The sequence below is a fragment of the Luteibacter sp. TLI7-4A genome (assembly GCF_056754745.1).
The window spans coordinates 1,356,279-1,373,516 of sequence record NZ_JBPGWO010000001.1 but is presented as its reverse complement, the minus strand read 5'-3'; the positions used below and the strand labels follow the sequence as shown (position 1 = coordinate 1,373,516).

At 65.4% G+C, this 17,238-nt stretch carries 15 protein-coding genes; 7 read left to right on the top strand and 8 right to left on the bottom strand.

Annotation, left to right across the window (positions count from 1 at the left end; translation table 11 throughout):
* Positions 1 to 11: 11 nt before the first annotated feature.
* Genes ACR9Y6_RS06035 through ACR9Y6_RS06015 form a run of 5 tightly spaced genes read right to left on the bottom strand, consistent with a single transcriptional unit; the run spans position 12 to position 7,046 of the window.
* Positions 12 to 887 carry a glycosyltransferase family 2 protein gene (locus ACR9Y6_RS06035; RefSeq protein WP_481280476.1) on the bottom strand — a complete coding sequence of 292 codons (876 nt, stop codon included), beginning with the start codon at positions 885 to 887 and terminating at the stop codon, positions 12 to 14.
* Positions 884 to 2,326, bottom strand: a complete 1,443-nt coding sequence (locus tag ACR9Y6_RS06030) for a lipopolysaccharide biosynthesis protein (RefSeq protein ID WP_481280475.1) — start codon at positions 2,324 to 2,326, stop codon at positions 884 to 886. Before ACR9Y6_RS06030 ends, ACR9Y6_RS06035 begins: the two co-directional genes overlap by 4 nt.
* Before the next feature lie 12 nt (positions 2,327 to 2,338).
* Positions 2,339 to 3,571, bottom strand: a complete 1,233-nt coding sequence (locus ACR9Y6_RS06025; protein WP_481280474.1) for a glycosyltransferase — start codon at positions 3,569 to 3,571, stop codon at positions 2,339 to 2,341.
* A gap of 2 nt (positions 3,572 to 3,573) precedes the next feature.
* Positions 3,574 to 4,806, bottom strand: a complete 1,233-nt coding sequence (wcaK, locus tag ACR9Y6_RS06020) for a colanic acid biosynthesis pyruvyl transferase WcaK (protein WP_481280473.1) — start codon at positions 4,804 to 4,806, stop codon at positions 3,574 to 3,576.
* 41 nt (positions 4,807 to 4,847) lie between these two features.
* Positions 4,848 to 7,046: a polysaccharide biosynthesis tyrosine autokinase gene (locus ACR9Y6_RS06015; RefSeq protein ID WP_481280472.1), complete on the bottom strand. Its 2,199-nt coding sequence runs from the start codon at positions 7,044 to 7,046 to the stop codon at positions 4,848 to 4,850.
* A 740-nt stretch (positions 7,047 to 7,786) separates the two neighbouring features.
* On the opposite strand from ACR9Y6_RS06015, the gene dmeF reads away from it, so the two are divergent.
* The 7 genes from dmeF to ACR9Y6_RS05980 all read left to right on the top strand — a co-directional run bounded on the left by dmeF (position 7,787) and on the right by ACR9Y6_RS05980 (position 13,481).
* The gene (gene dmeF, locus ACR9Y6_RS06010; RefSeq protein WP_481280471.1) at positions 7,787 to 8,764 is read left to right on the top strand and encodes a CDF family Co(II)/Ni(II) efflux transporter DmeF; all 978 of its coding nucleotides are present in this window, start codon (positions 7,787 to 7,789) and stop codon (positions 8,762 to 8,764) included.
* Positions 8,765 to 8,773: 9 nt separating this feature from the next.
* Positions 8,774 to 9,160 (top strand): hypothetical protein, encoded by a 387-nt coding sequence (locus tag ACR9Y6_RS06005; RefSeq protein WP_481280470.1) that lies wholly within the window; start codon positions 8,774 to 8,776, stop codon positions 9,158 to 9,160.
* A 115-nt stretch (positions 9,161 to 9,275) separates the two neighbouring features.
* Positions 9,276 to 11,099 carry a copper resistance system multicopper oxidase gene (locus tag ACR9Y6_RS06000; protein ID WP_481280469.1) on the top strand — a complete coding sequence of 608 codons (1,824 nt, stop codon included), beginning with the start codon at positions 9,276 to 9,278 and terminating at the stop codon, positions 11,097 to 11,099.
* Complete coding sequence (locus ACR9Y6_RS05995) at positions 11,096 to 11,902, top strand: copper resistance protein B (RefSeq protein ID WP_481280468.1); 807 nt, start codon at positions 11,096 to 11,098, stop codon at positions 11,900 to 11,902. Before ACR9Y6_RS06000 ends, ACR9Y6_RS05995 begins: the two co-directional genes overlap by 4 nt.
* 9 nt (positions 11,903 to 11,911) lie before the next feature.
* Positions 11,912 to 12,457, top strand: coding sequence for a c-type cytochrome (locus ACR9Y6_RS05990; protein WP_481280467.1), 546 nt, complete (start codon positions 11,912 to 11,914; stop codon positions 12,455 to 12,457).
* Between the two features lie 80 nt (positions 12,458 to 12,537).
* Positions 12,538 to 12,768 carry a hypothetical protein gene (locus ACR9Y6_RS05985; RefSeq protein WP_481280466.1) on the top strand — a complete coding sequence of 77 codons (231 nt, stop codon included), beginning with the start codon at positions 12,538 to 12,540 and terminating at the stop codon, positions 12,766 to 12,768.
* Complete coding sequence (locus ACR9Y6_RS05980) at positions 12,765 to 13,481, top strand: MBL fold metallo-hydrolase (protein ID WP_481280465.1); 717 nt, start codon at positions 12,765 to 12,767, stop codon at positions 13,479 to 13,481. The genes ACR9Y6_RS05985 and ACR9Y6_RS05980 overlap by 4 nt, the downstream gene beginning before the upstream one ends.
* A gap of 4 nt (positions 13,482 to 13,485) precedes the next feature.
* On the opposite strand, the gene ACR9Y6_RS05975 is transcribed toward ACR9Y6_RS05980, so the two are convergent.
* From ACR9Y6_RS05975 to ACR9Y6_RS05965, 3 genes are read right to left on the bottom strand one after another with little or no spacing between them, the layout of a single operon-like run.
* The gene (locus tag ACR9Y6_RS05975) at positions 13,486 to 15,240 is read right to left on the bottom strand and encodes an MOSC domain-containing protein (protein ID WP_481280464.1); all 1,755 of its coding nucleotides are present in this window, start codon (positions 15,238 to 15,240) and stop codon (positions 13,486 to 13,488) included.
* Between the two features lie 54 nt (positions 15,241 to 15,294).
* Positions 15,295 to 16,185 (bottom strand): LysR family transcriptional regulator, encoded by an 891-nt coding sequence (locus tag ACR9Y6_RS05970; protein WP_481280463.1) that lies wholly within the window; start codon positions 16,183 to 16,185, stop codon positions 15,295 to 15,297.
* A 55-nt stretch (positions 16,186 to 16,240) separates the two neighbouring features.
* Complete coding sequence (locus ACR9Y6_RS05965; protein ID WP_481280462.1) at positions 16,241 to 17,236, bottom strand: aldo/keto reductase; 996 nt, start codon at positions 17,234 to 17,236, stop codon at positions 16,241 to 16,243.
* Positions 17,237 to 17,238 lie beyond the last annotated feature (2 nt).

Sequence of the window (17,238 nt, the reverse complement as noted above, 5' to 3'; positions counted from 1 at the left end):
GGTCATGCGAGTCAGCCGATAGCCACGCCGAAGAACTTGTGCAGGAGTACCTTCAGGGTCGACTTGTATCCTCCCAGGGAAATATTGCGGGCGATCTCGACCAGGGATGGCCGCTGCCGGTTCATCACGTACTGGATATTGCGGTGGTTGCGCTGCTGGTCGGCGTTCATCAGCCGCGCGTGCTTGGCGATGAAGCGCTCGCTGCCCTCGGCGCGCCGGCTGGAATTACGGATACGTGCACGTGATCGGTCGTCGTCGACGAAGGAAAGCAGCTGCCGTGTGCACACGGCCGTGCCATAGCGGTCGGCGAGGCGGATCCACATGTCGTAGTCCTGCCACGAGGGCATCGACTCGTCGAAGCCACCCAGCTCGCGCATGCGCGACAGTTCGGTGAGCACCTGGTTGCCGGCGAGGTTCGCGTACAGGAGCGCCGGCAGCGTGAGTTTGTCCACCCTGGCCAGTTCCGCCTCGCTGAAACGGCGCTCGCGCAAGCGCTCGATCTGCGCCGGGGCCTGGAAATACTTGAAGCGGCTGCACGCGAACGACGGCGAATGGCGGCGATAAAGGTCCACCAGGCACGCGATGCGCTGCGGATGGAACAGGTCGTCGTCGTCCAGGCCGGTGACATAGGTGCCGATGGCTTGCTCGATGCAGCGATTGCGCGCACGGCATGCGCCCTGCGGCGTCTCGTTGCGCAGGTAGGTGAACTTGCCGGGGTAGCGGCGCGCGTAGTCGGCCACCACCTCGGCGGTGTCGTCGGTGGAGGCTTCGTCGCAGATGAGGACCTCGATCTCCGGGTAGGTCTGGGCCAGTACGGAGTCGATCGCCCGGCGCAGCAGCGCCGAGCGATTGCGGGTAGGGATGTACACGCTCACCAGGGGTGTCATGTCGGCCTCGTTCCTTGGATGCGATGGGTCTGTGGATGCCGGTTCAGGAGCGTGTGCCGGGCTCGCCACACCACCCAGAGCAGTGGCGGCGTCACCAGGGCCAGGCGTACCGCGCTGGCCTTCCAGTCGTCGCCCTGGTAGATGAAGACGGCCAACATCAGGAAGGCGTAGGGCACGAAGGTCTCCATCGTCCATGACTGGAAGAACTCACGCGCGGTGAGGCTGATGATCTTCGAGGAGAAGAAGTAGTACGACAGCACCGTGGCCAGCAGCTGGCTGATCGCCAGCGCCACCGCCATGACCTCGAGCGAACGCGACATCGCGCCGAGCACGCTTACCAGCAAGGTGATGCCACCGATCTTCAGGTTCCAGGCGAACTCGATATCCGAACGGCCCAGGCTCTGGCTGAGGGCTCCGATGAGCGAGCCGAGCGGGCGTAGCATGCCGAACAGCAGCATCAATGGGATGAGTTCGGCGACGCCGGTGTAGCGATGCCCGTAGAGGATCGTCACCGCGGGCGGCGCGAAGACCGCCAGCATGATGAATACGCCGCTGCTGAATACGGATACCCCGCGCAATCCCACCAGGTAAGCGTGGCGCAATGCCAGCGGATCGTCCTGGCGCGTCGCCAGCCGGGGCAGGGCGAGCCGTTGGACCACGGGCATGATCAGCTTGGTCGGTTGCAGCACCAGTTCCTTGGCGAGCGAATACACGCCGAGCGAGGCGAGGCCGAGAAACTTGCCGAGGATGATCTGGTCGGCCTGGCTGCGCAGCTGGTTGATGACCTGGGAGCCGAGCTGGAACGCGCCATAGCGCAGGGCCTGGCGGATGATCCCACGGTCGTAACCCCGGCCGGGATGCCAGTCGCGATCGGCCACGGCCAGGAAGCACGCCAGTCGTACCAGGCTGTTCACGATCATCGCGTACACGGCCGCCTCGATCGACGCGCCGAACTGGAGCACCAGCAGCAACAGGGTGCTCAGGCCGGACAGGCGCCCGATCACCTCGATCCGCGCCAGCCGGGGCAACTGGAAGGTCTTGATGAGGCTTGCCTGGTACTGGGCGGCCAATCCGAGCAGCACGAAATTGATCGTGGACAGCCGCAAGAGGTGACCCAGCACGTCCGAGCCATAGAAATAGGCCACGGCGTAGGAGATGCCGAACAGCACCACGGCGGACATGACGCCGAGCCCCGCGCTGATCATGTACAGCGACGTGCGCTCGTGGCGGGTGATGCTCTGCCGATGGATGAGGTAGCTGCTGAGCCCCATGTCCTGCAGCAAGGTGGCGATCGCGTTGACGACGTTGACGATCGCCAGCGCGCCCAGCAGGTGCGCGTCGACGTGATGGGCCAGCACCGCGATCTGCAGCAGCTGGCTCGCCGCGCTGACCACGGTCGAAGCGACGGTCCACAAGGCATCGCGTCTGGCGGAGGGCATCGGCACGTGCTCCTAGGCCAACTGGGCGGCGAGCTGGTCGTGCAACCGGCTCTGGTTGAAACGCGATTCCACGGTGGCGCGCGCGGTCGCCGCGATCGCCGGCAAGTCGTATTCGCCCCGCTGGATACGGGCGAGCTTGTCGGCCAGGGCGTCCACGTCGCGCTCGGGCACCAGCCAGCCCGACTGGCCGTCCTCGATCAGTTCGGGAATGCCGCTGTGCACGGTGGACAGGCAGGGCACGCCACTGGCCATGGCCTCCATCAACGACACCGGAATGCCTTCCTGGTCGCCGTCCGCGGCGGTGACACTGGGCAGGGCGAATACGTCCGCCCGACGCAGCGCGGCCTGTACGTAGGCCTTGTCGCGACGGCCTCGAATGAAGATGCGCCGCTCGAGGCCGTGCCGCGCCACGAAGCGCTCCAGTTCCTGTTGCAGCGGGCCGTCGCCGACGACTTCCAGCTCGACCGGGACATCGCGCTTCGCGAGCCTTGCCACGGCTTCGCAGAGGTACGTCACGCCTTTCTTTTCCACCAGGCGTGCGACGCTGAGCACGCGCAACGGCCGTGACGGCGAAGGCGCGCTATCGGTGCGAGGCTGGAAACGGAAGCTGTCGAGGTCGACCCCCATGCGATGTACCTGGATCTTCTCCGGCGCGCAGCCCAGCGCTTCGAGCTTGCGTTGCCAGCGCGTGCTGATCGGCAGCATCCGCTCGCCGCTGGCGAACAGACGCCGGTAGTCGTCGGCATGACGCGCGAGCACGCTGTGTCGTGACAGGTCATAGCCGTGGAACACCGTGTAGATCGGACCCTCGATCAGGCCCAGCGCGCGCAGGTTCGTCGCGAGCACGCCGGTGGGGCCGAAATGCGCGATGATCGCGTCCGCCTTGAGCGGCTCGCGCAGCCGCCGCACCGCGCCCGCCAGGACCAGCGACTTCGCCGCGTGGCCGTACAGGCGTACCGACAAGGCCCGGCGCACCCGTGCGCTCGGCAAGCCCGGAACCACATGGCGAAGGCGCTGCAGCAGGATTTGCCAGCCGCGCGACGCGCTGGCGGAATGGTCGAAGATGAAGGTGGCGCGTTCCATCAATCCGCGTGTCGCCACGATGTCGCCGGGCGCCGGCGCGGGGCCGCGGCTGATGGCGAGGATGCGCACGTCGAAGCCGCGGTCGAGCAGGCCCACGATCTGGTCGATCACGAAGGTTTCCGAATACTTGGGAAACTCGGGAAGGACGAACAGGATCGTCATGGTCAGGGCCCTATTGCGAGCGTGGAGAGCAGCGACTCCCGCGCGAACGCCTTCTCGCGAGCCACGGCGGCGGCCACCCTGGGGCGCAGGGTCTCGTCGCCGAGCAGTTCCAGCACCTTGGCGCGCAGGCTGCCGTCGAGCAGGGACGGCACGGGCATCGCCAGGTCGTCCACGCCGAGGCGCTTCATGATGCCTTCGGACTTGTGCTCGTAGTTGAGCGCGACGGAAGGCGTGCCGAAGTTCATCGAGATGATCGCGCTGTGCAGGCGCGTGCCGATCGTCAGGACGCAGGCGCCCAGCCTCTCGCCGAGTTCCACGTCGTTGAGTTCGTTCATCTCGACGTGGCAGGCCTCGGGGTGGCGCAGGCGCGCCCGCACCTTGAGCGCGATCATGCGGTCGTCCTTGGGATAGCCGTCGATCGCCGTGCAAGTGGAAAACGCGGCGATGCGATAACCCGCCTCGATCACCGCGTCGAGCAGTTCCGCGAAGGCGGTCTCGTACTGGGCCTGGGTCACGCCGAGCCGCTTGTCGAACGGCGCCAGTTCGCGGAAGGTGACGGCGACGGTGGGACGCGCGGTATCGACCGCCACCGGCTCGCCCGGATGCACCAGCCACGCCGTGTCCGAGGCCCAGCGCACCTTGTCCTGCGGGATGTCGCTGTCCTGCATGTGCCGCGCGCTGACTTCCTCGCGCAAGGCCAGCGCATCCACCCGTGTCATCACGTCTTGCGAGACCTTGCGGAAGAACGCGTGCTGGAAGGGCCCGACGCTGTGCCCGATCAGGTAGGTGGGCCGTCCGGCGAGCAGGGCGCAGCTGACCTGGTCGTATTGGGTTGCGCCGTAGAGATCGACGAAGAACGAGCCGCCCACCTGGATCACCAGGTCGTACGCCTTCAGCGATTCGATGTACTCGCGGTGGCGCCGGGGAAGCGGCAGCCAGCGCGCCCACCAGCGGCGGTTGAGGTGTCCATGCAGCAGGCGTGGCACCAGCCTCCGCAGCAGCAGCGAACGGAGGGCGCCGAAACGCCGCTTGCCCGCTTCCTGGTAGTAGCTGTTCAACGTGTCGGTCAGCAGCGGCCGGCCGAGCAGGTACGCCGAGCTCACCGGAAAGCGGCTGGTGATGTCGATCCGGCTTTCCGGCAGCACGTCCTCCAGGCACTCCAGCAGGCCGCGCAGGATCGCGCAATCGCCACGATTGCCGCAGGTGTGGTTTCCGACGATCAGGATGCGCGCCATAGTCCTTGATTCATGCAGTGTCCCCTTGCTCATGGGACGGTTCAGGCCGGATCGGCCTTGTACTTGTAGTAGGCGTAGGTGGAGTAACCGGCGGCCCGGTGTTCCACGGCATTGAAGATCGCGCCCTTCAGGGAGACACCGTTCTGTTCGAAGCGCTGCTTCGCCAGGGCCAGTTCACGCGCCTTGTTGAGCCCGAAGCGGGCGACCATCAGGCTCGTGCCGGCGTGGTGGCCGATCACGGCCGCGTCGGTGACCGCCAGGATCGGCGGCGTATCGATGATGATCAGGTCGTAGGCGGGTACCACCTCGGCGATGAACTGGGTGAAGTTCTCGTGCATCAGCAGTTCCGACGGATTGGGCGGCACGCGCCCGCGGCTGATGAAATCGATGTTGGCCAGCGGCCCCTTCCTCTTCACCGCGGCGACTTCCGCGCCGCCGACCAGGATGTCCGACAGGCCCTGTCCGGTTTCCATGCCGAGAAGGTGGTGCAAGGTGCCTCGGCGCATGTCGCCGTCGACCAGAAGGACGCGCTGTCCCGCCTGGGCGATCACCGCCGCCAGGTTCGCCGAGACGAAGGTCTTGCCAGCGAAGGGACTGGAGCCGGTGATCATCAGGATGTTGTTTTTCGCCTCCAGCCGCGCGAAATGCAGGCTGGTGCGCAGGCTGCGGATTGCCTCGACCGCGAGGTCGGCGGGATCGCTGATCGCCAGCAAGGGGCCACGGCCGCCGTGGCCGTGATGACCGTGGTGTGTCCGGGTCGAACGCGCGGTCTGGCCCTCGCTGAGCGGAACCGAGGCGTATACCGGAAGGCCGAGATCCTCGATGACCGCTGGATCCTCGATACCGCGGTTGAGTATCTGCCGGAGGAAGACGAAGGCGAGGGCGAGGAAACCACCCAGGAACGTCACGATGACGACAACCAGGGTCTTGCGTGGCTGCACCGGCTGGGTCTTGTCCACCGCCGAGGTATCCACGATGCGCACGTTGCCGACGGTGCCGGCGCGCGCGATGTCGAGTTGCTGCGCCTGGTTGAGCAGGCTGGTGTAGGTGTTGCTGCTGACCTGCACGTCGCGATTGAGCTTGAGCAACTGCTGCTGCGTGTCGGGCAGGTCGCCGACCTGCTTCTGCATCTGTTCCTTCTGCGCCTGGAGCTGGCCCATCTGTTGCTGCAAGGCCTTGTACGCCGGATGGTCGTGGGTGAAACGGCGGTCGATGTCGGCTTCCTGCAGGTGCAGCTGCTGGATGTTGTTCTCCACCGCGACGATCTGGTCGAGCAGGCCCTTGGTCTGCATGCTGAGGTCGACGGAGTGCGACTGGGTCTGGAAGGCGTTCATCGCCGCCTGCGCCCGGTCGAGTTCCTGGCGCACCTTGGGCAACTGGTCCCTGACGAATTGCAGCTGGCTCGCGGCCTCGGCGGAATTGCGCTCCACGTTCTGGCGAACATAGGCGGTGGTGATGTGGTCGAGCACCTTCTGCGCGAGATCGGGATCGGCGTTGTTGTAGGTCAGGCCGATGATCCCGGAGTCCGTGCCTTGTTCCAACGCCACGACATCCGTCTGCAAGCGGCCGATGGTGGTCAGGGTCGGCTGCGTGACCACGTCGAAACGCGTCCCGGGATTGGCCGTGAGCCGCCTGATCTGCATCGTGATGCCGTTGGCGCGGACCAGCTGGCCGACGACGCCTTCGAGAAGGCGCTTGCCATCGTCGTTGTAGAGACCGAAACGGTGGTCGTCACCGGCACGCAGCTCGAGTTTCTGGCCGACCATGTTGTCAGGCAGGTCGAGCTTGAAGATGTCCACCACCTCGCCACCCCAGCCATAGCGGCTGAGGCCGAAGCGCACCGGGCCGAGCTGGCCTGGCTTGTAGCCCCGCGACAGGTAGTCGCCCAGCACGGGCATGCGCTGGGGTTGCGTCTGGATATCCAGGCGCAGGTCGTTCACCGCCTGGCCGATGACCAGGCGCGAGGTGATCAAGGCGATCTCGGTGGTGGCCTGCGATGCGGTGGTGCCCAGCGATTGGGTGAGATCGCTGAGGCCGGGAAGGCTGGGCGTCTTCTGCTCGACCTGCACGATCGCCGTGGCCTGGTAGATAGGCGTGGCGAGCAGCGAGTAGAGGACTCCCGCCACGAAAAACGTCCCGGTGATGGCGACGATCAACCATTTGTGATCAAGCAACGTGCCGAGCAACGCATTGAGATCGATGGTGTCGTCGTCGTGGGCTTGATCAATCTTCGTCGTCATGCGGCAGCGTTTTTCCTGAAAATGAATGGACGGCTAAACGTTTATAACGCACCTAGTATGAATGGGCCGAAACGCATGCCGAAGCCACTTTTGCCTTGTTTTCCGGTGTTTCGCGCAGCCGAAACCGTGCGTCTTTCGAGCACGCAAGCGCATCGCGCATCACGTGGATGCGCCACTCGGGTCATGAGGCGAGCGTCTATTCGATGGCGGGCGATGACGATGCCGCGCCGACGCCACTCGTGCCTCTGCACGATGTCCTTCGCCGGCACCGATTCCGCCCGCGCCCACTCGGGGACGGAGATCGATGGAAGGTTTGAGCATAGACGCGGCGGCCGGTGCCTCAAAGTGAAAGGCGCCAGTTTTGCGACCTGCGTCAAGTAACCGACGCGTGTATGGCGCTAAAGGGGCAGAAACGTAAGTTAATCGTTATGTGCATGGGTTGGTTCGTGCACGAATGCCTAATGAATGGTTCATCTTTCAGTTATGTTTTGCTGCGTCGCACGATATCGCCGTGGTGGGAATCGTGATGCCCGCGCCCCTCGGGTGAGCCGGGCGACGCCTCCAAGCCATGTCACAAAATCGCCATGAATCAGCGGATTCCCGATGATCGCTGCCTGACGACACATGGCGGGAACCGGCCAGCGGTCGCGGTCGCGGGTCGTGCCCATCGTGCGCCGCAACACCCGGCGACGTGGCGCCCGGCGGGCTATCATGGGCACCTCCTCGCACGGGTACCCACCATGTCGATCCAAGCCACCGCTGCCTCGCGCACGCATAGCCACGCGTTCGACGAAGGCAACCCGATGGCCGAGCGGAACACCCGGCGCGCCGTGCTGCTCACGGCCGTGATGATGGTGGTCGAGATCGCCGGTGGCTGGTACTACAACTCCATGGCCTTGCTGGCCGACGGGTGGCACATGAGTTCACACGCGCTGGCCCTGGGCCTGTCCGCGTTCGCCTATGTATGTGCGAGGCGTTATGCGCACGATCGCCGTTTTGCCTTCGGTACGTGGAAGATCGAGGTCCTGGGAGGCTATTCCAGCGCGATCCTGTTGCTGGGCGTGGCGGGGCTGATGGCCTTCCAGTCGGCCGAGCGCCTGTTCACGCCGCTGCCGATCCACTACGAGCAAGCCATCGCGATCGCCATCGTCGGCCTTCTGGTGAACCTGGTCTGCGCCTGGCTGCTGCGCGACGACCACCACCACCATGACCACGATCATCATCATCACGGTCACGCGCATGACGCGCATGCCCATCACGACCTGAACCTGCGTTCGGCGTACATGCACGTGTTGGCGGACGCGGCCACGTCCGTCCTCGCCATCGTCGCCCTGATCGCCGGCATGATCTGGGGCGCGCGCTGGATGGACCCCGTGATGGGCCTGCTGGGCGCGGTCCTGGTCACCGTGTGGGCGTGGGGTCTCCTGCGCGATAGCGGCCGGGTCCTGCTGGACGCGGAGATGGATGCGCCGGTCGTCGATGAAATCCGCGAGGTGATCGCGGAGGATCGGCACGAGGCCGTCATCGACGATATCCATGTATGGCGTGTCGGCAAGGGCAAGTTCGCCGTGGTTCTCGAGATCACCACGACCGCCGATGTCGACGGTGACTACTACCGGCGCGCGCTGGCCATCCACGACGAACTGGTCCACGTGACCGTCGAGGTGCACCGCGTTGGACCCGGCTCCAGAGTTGAGGGCGTCGCCTCGGGGGCATAAGCTGTCGGTATGAATGCCTTCTTCCATCGCTATCGCCGCCGGCGCGCCCTCTGGGTGTTCGCCTGGCTGGCCTGGGCGATGGTGAGCGCCGCGCCAGCCTGGTCGACCGATGCGCATGCCGTTCCGGGACCGGGCATGCATCGTACGCATGTTCATCATGTGTCGGCGCGAATGGCATCGGCGGACGAGGGCGGCTGCAACGACCACGATGGCAACTGCTGTCACCGCCCCGGCCAGGCCTGCCATTGCACGCCGGCCTGCACCAGCGTCGCCCTTCCGGCCAGCGCGCTCGCGCTCGGCGACACGCCGCCGACGGCCGGCACGATTTTCCCTGCCGGCGTTCGCGCCGCGCCCCAGGCCGGGTACGGGCCACCGCTGCGTCCACCCGCCGCCTGATCCTCCGCTGACGCTTTCTCCCGCGTCGGGCAGCCCGTCATCCCCTTGCGATGCCGAGAGCGCCGACCTTGCCACGTGGCCGCCGGCCGCGCACCCTGTTCGTGGAGTTCTTGCTATGAATCCCCCCGGTTCTTCCGGACCTGTCCACGCCTCGCGACGACGTTTCGTTGCCGGCCTCGCGGTCGGTGGCGTCGCCGCCGGCATCGGCTTGTTGCGTCCATCGCCGGTCTGGGCCTTGACCAACCCCGGTCATCCGACGGTGCTGAGCGGCACCGATTTTTCCCTCGACATCGCCGAGGCTCCGGTGAATATCACCGGTGCGCCGCGCACGGCCGTCACCGTGAACGGCGGCATTCCGGGTCCGATCCTTCGCTGGAAGGAAGGCACCACGGTGACGTTGCGCGTGGCCAACCGGCTACGCACGCCGACCTCGATCCATTGGCACGGCATCGTGCTGCCGTTCGACCAGGACGGAGTGCCGGGCATCAGCTTCGATGGCATCGGCCCTGGCGAGACCTTCGTCTACCGGTTCGACGTGCGCCAGGCCGGTACCTACTGGTATCACTCGCACAGCCGCTTCCAGGAGCAGACGGGCTTGTACGGTCCGCTGGTGATCGAGCCGGCAAGGCCGGACCGTTACCGCAGCGACCGGGACTACGTGGTCATGCTCAGCGACTGGACCGACATGGATCCGGAACGGATCTTCCTGCGCCTGAAGCAGCAGAGTGACTACTTCAACTATGCGCAGCCCACGGCATCGCGGTTCTTCCGCGACGTGCGCGAGAAGGGACTGGGGCAGGCGCTGGAGATGCGCAAGATGTGGAACATCATGCGCATGAACCCCTCCGACCTGAGCGATGTGTCGGGCACGGCGTATACCTATCTCATGAATGGCATGCCGGCCGCGGGCAACTGGACCGGCCAGTTCAAGCCAGGCGAAAAGATCCGCCTGCGTTTCATCAACGGCTCGTCGTCGACGATCTTCGACGTGCGCATTCCGGGCTTGAAGATGACGGTGATCTCGGCCGACGGCCAGGACGTGTTACCCGTGCCGATCGACGAGTTCCGCATTTCCACCGCGGAGACGTACGACGTGTTGGTGGAACCCGAGGAAGATATCGCGTACACGATCTTCGCCCAGTCGATCGACCGCAGCGGTTACACGCGGGGCACGCTTTCGCCGCGGCCGGGGCTGGAGGCGGCGGTACCGCCGGTCGACCCGCGCCAGTGGCTGGGCATGGGTGACATGATGGGTGCCATGGGTGCGATGGGTGGCACCGCGAAGCCGATGAAAGGCATGGACCATGCCGGCATGCCGGGCATGAACCATGGCTCCATGGCTGGGATGGATCACGACGCGATGGCCGGCATGGACCACGCCGCCATGGAAGGCATGGATCACATGAAGGAGAACGCGCCGAAAGTACGCCATGCGCGCACGGAGTACGGCCCCGGCGTAGACATGCACGTGGACATGCCACGCACCAACCTCGACGATCCGGGCATCGGCTTGCGCGATAACGGCCGCCGCGTGCTCACCTACGCGGACCTGCACACGATCGGCGGCAATCCCGATCCTCGCGAGCCCGGCCGGGAAATCGAGCTGCACCTCACCGGCAACATGGAACGTTTCATGTGGTCGTTCGATGGCGTGAAATTCTCGGACGCCGCGCCTGTGCACTTGAACAAAGGCGAGCGCGTGCGGATCGTCCTGGTCAACGACACCATGATGAACCACCCGATCCACCTGCATGGCATGTTCAGCGACCTGGAAAGCCCCGAAGGCGAATTCCAGGTGCGCAAGCACACGATCAACGTGCAGCCCGCGCAACGGATCACGTATGCCGTGACCGCGGACAATCCCGGACGCTGGGCATACCACTGCCATCTGCTCTACCACATGGAGGCGGGCATGTTCCGCGAGGTGGTGGTGTCATGAGGGCCCATGCGATGTTGTTCGCCGCGCTCGGCCTCGCCATGTCCACGGCCGCGATGGCGCAGGAGATGAAGATGGGACCGATGCAAGGCGGCGATGCACCCGCCGATGCGCGCAGTCCCGACTATTCCGATGGCGTCGGCCACGGGTCGATGAAGGGCATGGACATGAACGACAACGGCCCCTACCGCATGATCCTGATCGACCAGCTCGAGGCGTTTCATGGAAGGGATGCCAGTGGACAGTCGTGGGAGGCGCAAGGCTGGTACGGCAATGACGACGACAAGCTGTGGTTCCGCACGGAAGGCGACCGCAGCGGCGGCAAACTGGAAGAAGCGGATGTCGAGGCGCTCTGGAACCATGCGATAGCACCGTACTGGAGCACTCAACTCGGCGGCCGCCAGGATGTCGGCCCGGGACCGAACCGCACCTGGGCGGCGTTCGGCGTGCAGGGCCTGGCACCGTACTGGTTCGAAGTGGAAGCGACCGCGTATGCGAGCGCCCACGGGCGCACCGCGGCGCGCGTGCGTACCGAATACGATCTCTTCCTGACCCAGCGGCTCATCCTGCAGCCGGAACTGGAACTCAATGCCTATGGCAAGGACGACCCGCTGGCCCGCGTCGGCAGGGGCGTCTCCGATGCCTCGTTCGGCCTGCGCCTGCGTTACGAGTTCCGTCGTGAATTCGCGCCCTATATCGGCATCCGTTTCGTCGATCGCTTCGGTCGCACCGCCGACTATGTTCGCGCGGATCGTCAACCCGTCTTCGACCGCCAGGTCGTCGCCGGCCTCCGGCTATGGTTCTAGGACATCCTCGTGAAGCCAATCACCCTCGTTCTTTCCACCGTGCTGGGCGTGGCGGTCGTGGCCGCCTGCGGTGCCGGAGCCTTCATCTACTCGGGTGCCTATGACATAGGTGCCGACGCACCGCATTCCCGGCCGGTCTACGCGACACTGGAGACCTTGCGACAGCGTTCGGTCCAGGCGCGGGCCTCGGATATCACGGTGCCCGACTTGTCCGATCCGCAGTTGATCCTCAAGGGTGCCGGACAGTACGCGGCCATGTGCACCGCATGCCACCTGACACCAGGCCAGGAGGATTCCGAAATCCGCCCGGGGCTCTATCCGCGACCACCGAACCTGACGCAGGCCAGGATCGATCCGGCGCAGGCCTTCTGGACGATCAAGCACGGTATCAAGATGAGTGCGATGCCCGCGTGGGGTGGCAGCCACGACGACATGACCATCTGGAGCATGGTCGCTTTTCTGCAGAAACTGCCCGGCTTGTCGCCGGAGGCATACAAGGCCATGGTGGCCGCGGCGCCGCCCGACGACGATATGGACATGGATCACCCCAAATAACGCATTCCGACAAGCCAGGGCGCCCGAAAAGCGGTTGGATGGGGAGCGTCCATCCGGGGCGCCCTGACGGGAGAATGGACATGGGTCATCGTAACCGTGTGCGACTCGCGAGCTGCGCCGTGTTGGGAACGTCGTTCGCCGTGCTTTCGGTATCTGCCTGGGCAGCGGACCGGGTCAGCCCGGTCATCAAGATCAACGAGGCGGCGGCGACGGCCCCGATCGAAACGGTGTCCCTGCGCGACGGCGTCAGCGTGCTTCTGGGTTCGGGGGGAACATCGGCGTCGTCACGGGACGCGACGGCAAGTTCATGATCGACGCAGGCATCGCTGTTTCCCGGCCGCGTGTCGAGGCGGCGTTGAATGCGTTGGGGCCGCAACCGGTCCGCTACCTGGTGAACACGCATTACCACTGGGATCACACGGACGGGAATACATGGCTCGCGGGCAAGGGCGTTCAAGTGGCCGCGACCTCGGGAACCATCAAGCGGGTGTCCCAGAGCACGCGCGTGGACGATTGGAACTTCACCTTCAAGCCGCTGCCGACATCCGCCGTGCCGAGCACGGTGGTCGAGACGAGCAAGCACTGGACCGTCGATGGCCAGACCATCACCGCGATCAAGGTCGTCCCCTCGCATACCGACACCGACCTTTATGTGACGATCCAGCCCGCCGACATCGTCTTTCTCGGCGACCTTTTCTGGAACGGTGTCTATCCTTTCATCGACAACGAAAATGGCGGGGGCATCGACGGCATGGTGCGCGTCCTCGACCGCATCCTCCCCACGATAAGCGACAAGGCCGTCGTCGTGCCGGGGCATGGCCCCGTCGGCAACAAGGCCGATGTGAAGGACTTCCGTGACATGCTCGCGGGCATTCGCGATAACGTGGCGGCACTGAAAAAGCAGGGGAAGTCACGGGACGAAGTCATCGCGGCCAAGCCGACGACGGCCTGGGATGCGAAGTACGGGCACTTCGTCATCGATCCCGACTTCTTCGCCCGTATCGCTTATGACGGGATGCGCTGATCCGTCACAGATCCAGTTCGAGGTCCGTCAACGGCGTGGCGCAACAGATCAGTACCGCGCCGTCGGCGGGAGGCTGGAGGGGGTCCGGGGAGTAGCGTGTACGCCCGCCGATCAGGCCGCTTTCGCAGCTGTGGCAGACACCGGAACGGCACGACCAGCGCACGGGCACGTCGCTTGCCTCGGCGAGCTCCAGCAAACTCTGGAAGCGGTCGTCCCAGCGCACCGAAAGGCCACTGCGTACGAACGTTACCGATGGGCCGGTGCCGGCCTGGCCGGCCGGTGCGTGTGGCGGAACGACGACCGTGTTCACGACGCCGGGAGCCATCGATTCGTTCGACCCGAAGAATTCGGAGCGTATCGAATCGGCCGGATAGCCCAACGCGCGCAGGCCTTCACGCGCTTCCTGCATGAAGGAGGGCGGACCGCAAAGCAGGAAGCGGGCATCGGCTGGAATGCCGAGTGATGCGAGGTCCGCGGCACGCAGGCGGCCGGTCACGTCGAAGTCCGTGCCAAGGCGATCCCCTGGGCGTGGATGACTGAAGGCGACCAGCGAGGTCACGCCGTCGAGTCGACCGAGCAACTCACGTGCTTCCTGCGCGAACAGGTGTTCGCTGCCATCGCGCGTTCCGTATATCCAATAGGTTTTGCGCGGGCAGCGGCCGCGCTGGGCGACGATGTCGTGGAGCATCGCGAGCAACGGTGTCACGCCGATGCCGACACCCCACAAGACCAGCGGGCGTTCGTCGTCGGGCAGGACGAACGTGCCGCGTGGCGCGCTGATCGAAACGATGGAGCCGGCTTCGACGTGGTCGTGCAGGTACGCGCTGCCCATGCCCTCCGCACGCTTCACGCTGATGCGGTAGCTGCCCGGATGCGAGGCGTCGGAGATGGAGTAGCTGCGGAGCAGGGCCGCGCCATCGTCGTGACGGTCGATCTTCAGCACGAGGAACTGTCCGGCACGCGGGGCGGGCAGGGGAGCGCCGTCCACCGGACCGAACACGAACGATCGCACGTGGGGACTTTCCTCGTGCACGGACAGGACGCGCACGTCGCGGAACCCCACCCAGGCCGGCGGTGCTTCGGGCACGTTGGCCAGCCCCGCGTTTCCATTGCGCTCGGGTCCGGCCTTCAACAAGGCTTCGAAGGAACCGCGCCAGCCTTCGCTCAGGCCTCGCAAGCCCGCCGCATGGCGCAGTTTTTCCTCGGGGCGTTCCGGCAGGTAGAGCAGGGCGTCGACCTCGGCCACGCTCATGCCGTCGCCACGCGTTTCCAGGACGATGGTGTCGCCCTCGTTTACCACGCCCTCCTCGATCACCCTGCAATAGAATCCGGGCCGCCGATGCGCCACGAGCAATGACGGCATGCGCGGTTCGGAGAGACGGATTCCCACGCGGTAACAGGTGACCCTGGGCTGGGTCACCTCGAAAAGCGCACCGCCGATCCGGTATCGATCGCCTATCCAGACCTCATCATCGGCAAGGCCGTCGACGGTGAGGTTCTCGCCGAACTGGCCATGGCCGCTCAACGTGCGTCCGAGGGCCGCCTCCCAGTATCGGTACGATTGCACCTGGTAGACCATGACCGCGCGGTGTTCGCCACCGTGGCCCGCGAGGTCTCCCTGGCCATCGCCGTCCAGGTTCAGGCGTCGCGCCATCACCGGGCCCTTGACCGGTTGCTTGAAGACAGCCGTTCGCACGGTTCGCCCTTGCCACTCGATGTCCTGTGGCAGTCCCACGTTGACGGATACCAGCACAGGCATGGCTCATCTCCTGGATGCGCGCGGTCCTCGAAGCATAGTCCTGTTCCACGCCGATCAGCCGCGGTAGCGCAGCGCATCCACGAGCAGCGTGAGCGCGGGCGATCCCTGGCGCCGGTTCGGGTAGTAGAGGTGATAACCCGGAAAGGCGTCGCACCAGCTTTCCAGCACGCGAATGAGTCGACCCTCGCCGATGTCGTCCAGAACGACATCTTCCGGTAGCCATGCGAGTCCCATTCCGGCCAGTGCCGCACGCCGGATCTGGCTGAGGGTGTTGAGGACGATCTGTCCTTCCACGCGCACTTTCACCTCGCGCCCGTTCTTCTCGAACTCCCATGGGTAGAGCCCGCCGTACGTGGGCAGCCGCAGGTTGATGCAGTTGTGTCCCGTGAGGTCCTGGGGTGTCTTGGGGCGCTTGCGGTTCGCGAAATAGGACGGCGTGCCGACCACGGCCATGCGCATCTCCGGGCCGATCCGCACGGCGATCATGTCCTTGGCCAGGTGTTCGCCCAGGCGGATGCCGATGTCGTAACGCTCCGCCACGATATCCACCAGGCCGTAGTCGACGGTGATCTCGACGTTGATGTCCGGGTACTTCGGCAGGAAGGTTTCCAGCACCGGCCAGATGATGGTGTCGGCGGCATGTTCGGCCGTGGTGATGCGGATGGTTCCCGCCGGCCGTTCACGCAGTTCGCCCAACGCCTCGATCTCCGCTTCGATTTCCTCGAAACGGGGGCCCACCGTATTGATGAGTCGCTCGCCGGCTTCGGTGGGCGAGACGCTGCGCGTGGTCCGCGTGAGCAGGCGAACGCCCAGGCGCGCCTCGAGTGCGCGCATGGTGTGGCTGAGCGCCGATTGCGAGGTGCCCAGCTTCGCCGCGGCCCGCGTGAAACTCTTTTCCCGGGCCACCGCGAGGAAGGCCATCATGTCGTAGATGTCTTTGCGCATAAGTCATGAACGCCCCGCATGAGTCCCTGTCGATCGTACCAGCGGGGCGCCCGCCTCAGCGGCCGATGGTGGCCATGAGATGGGGTGGATAGCGCTCGCCCTGGATGGCGATGGCCGTGGCCGCGTTTTCGATCCGCTCCAGGTCGGCGGAAGTGAGTTCGAGGTCCGCCGCCGCCAGGTTCTCCTCCAGGCGATGCAACTTGGTGGTACCGGGAATGGGGACGATCCACGGCTTCTTCGCCAGCAGCCAGGCAAGGGCGATCTGTGCAGGCGTGGCGTTCCTGTCGTCGGCCAGCGCCTTGAGCAGATCCACCAGGGCCTCGTTGGCGGCCATCGCTTCCGGGGAGAACCGGGGGAGGTTCTTGCGGAAGTCGTCGTCGCCGAACCGCGTGTCCTTGCTCATGGCGCCGGTGAGAAATCCCCTGCCCAGCGGGCTGTATGCCACCAGCCCGATGCCGAGTTCCTCGCAGGCATCGAGGATGCCATTCGTCTCCAGGCTACGGGTCCACAGCGAATACTCATTCTGCACGACCGCCACCGCCTGCACGGCATGTGCCCGGCGGACAGTCTGCACGCCCGCTTCGGACAGGCCGAAATGGCGGACCTTTCCTTCCTGGATGAGATCCTTCACGGCACCCGCGACGTCCTCGATGGGGACGTTCGGGTCGACGCGGTGCTGGTAGAGCAGGTCGATCGTTTCGATGCCCAGGCGCTTGAGCGAGGCCTCGGCGACCTCGCGAATGTGTCCGGGCCGGCTGTCCAGCCCGATCGGCTTGCGGCTCTCGCGATCGATGGCGAAGCCGAACTTCGTGGCGATCACCACCCGGTCGCGTACCGGTGCGAGCGCCTTGCCCACGATCTCCTCGTTCGTGAAGGGACCGTACACTTCGGCCGTGTCGAAGAAGGTGACGCCGCGATCGACGGCATCGCGGACCAGCCGGATCGATTCCTCGTCGCCGAGGGCGTGGCCGTAGCTGGAGTTGAGGCCCATGCAGCCGAAGCCGATGGCCGATACGTCGAGACCGCTTTTACCGAGGCTGCGCTTTTTCATCG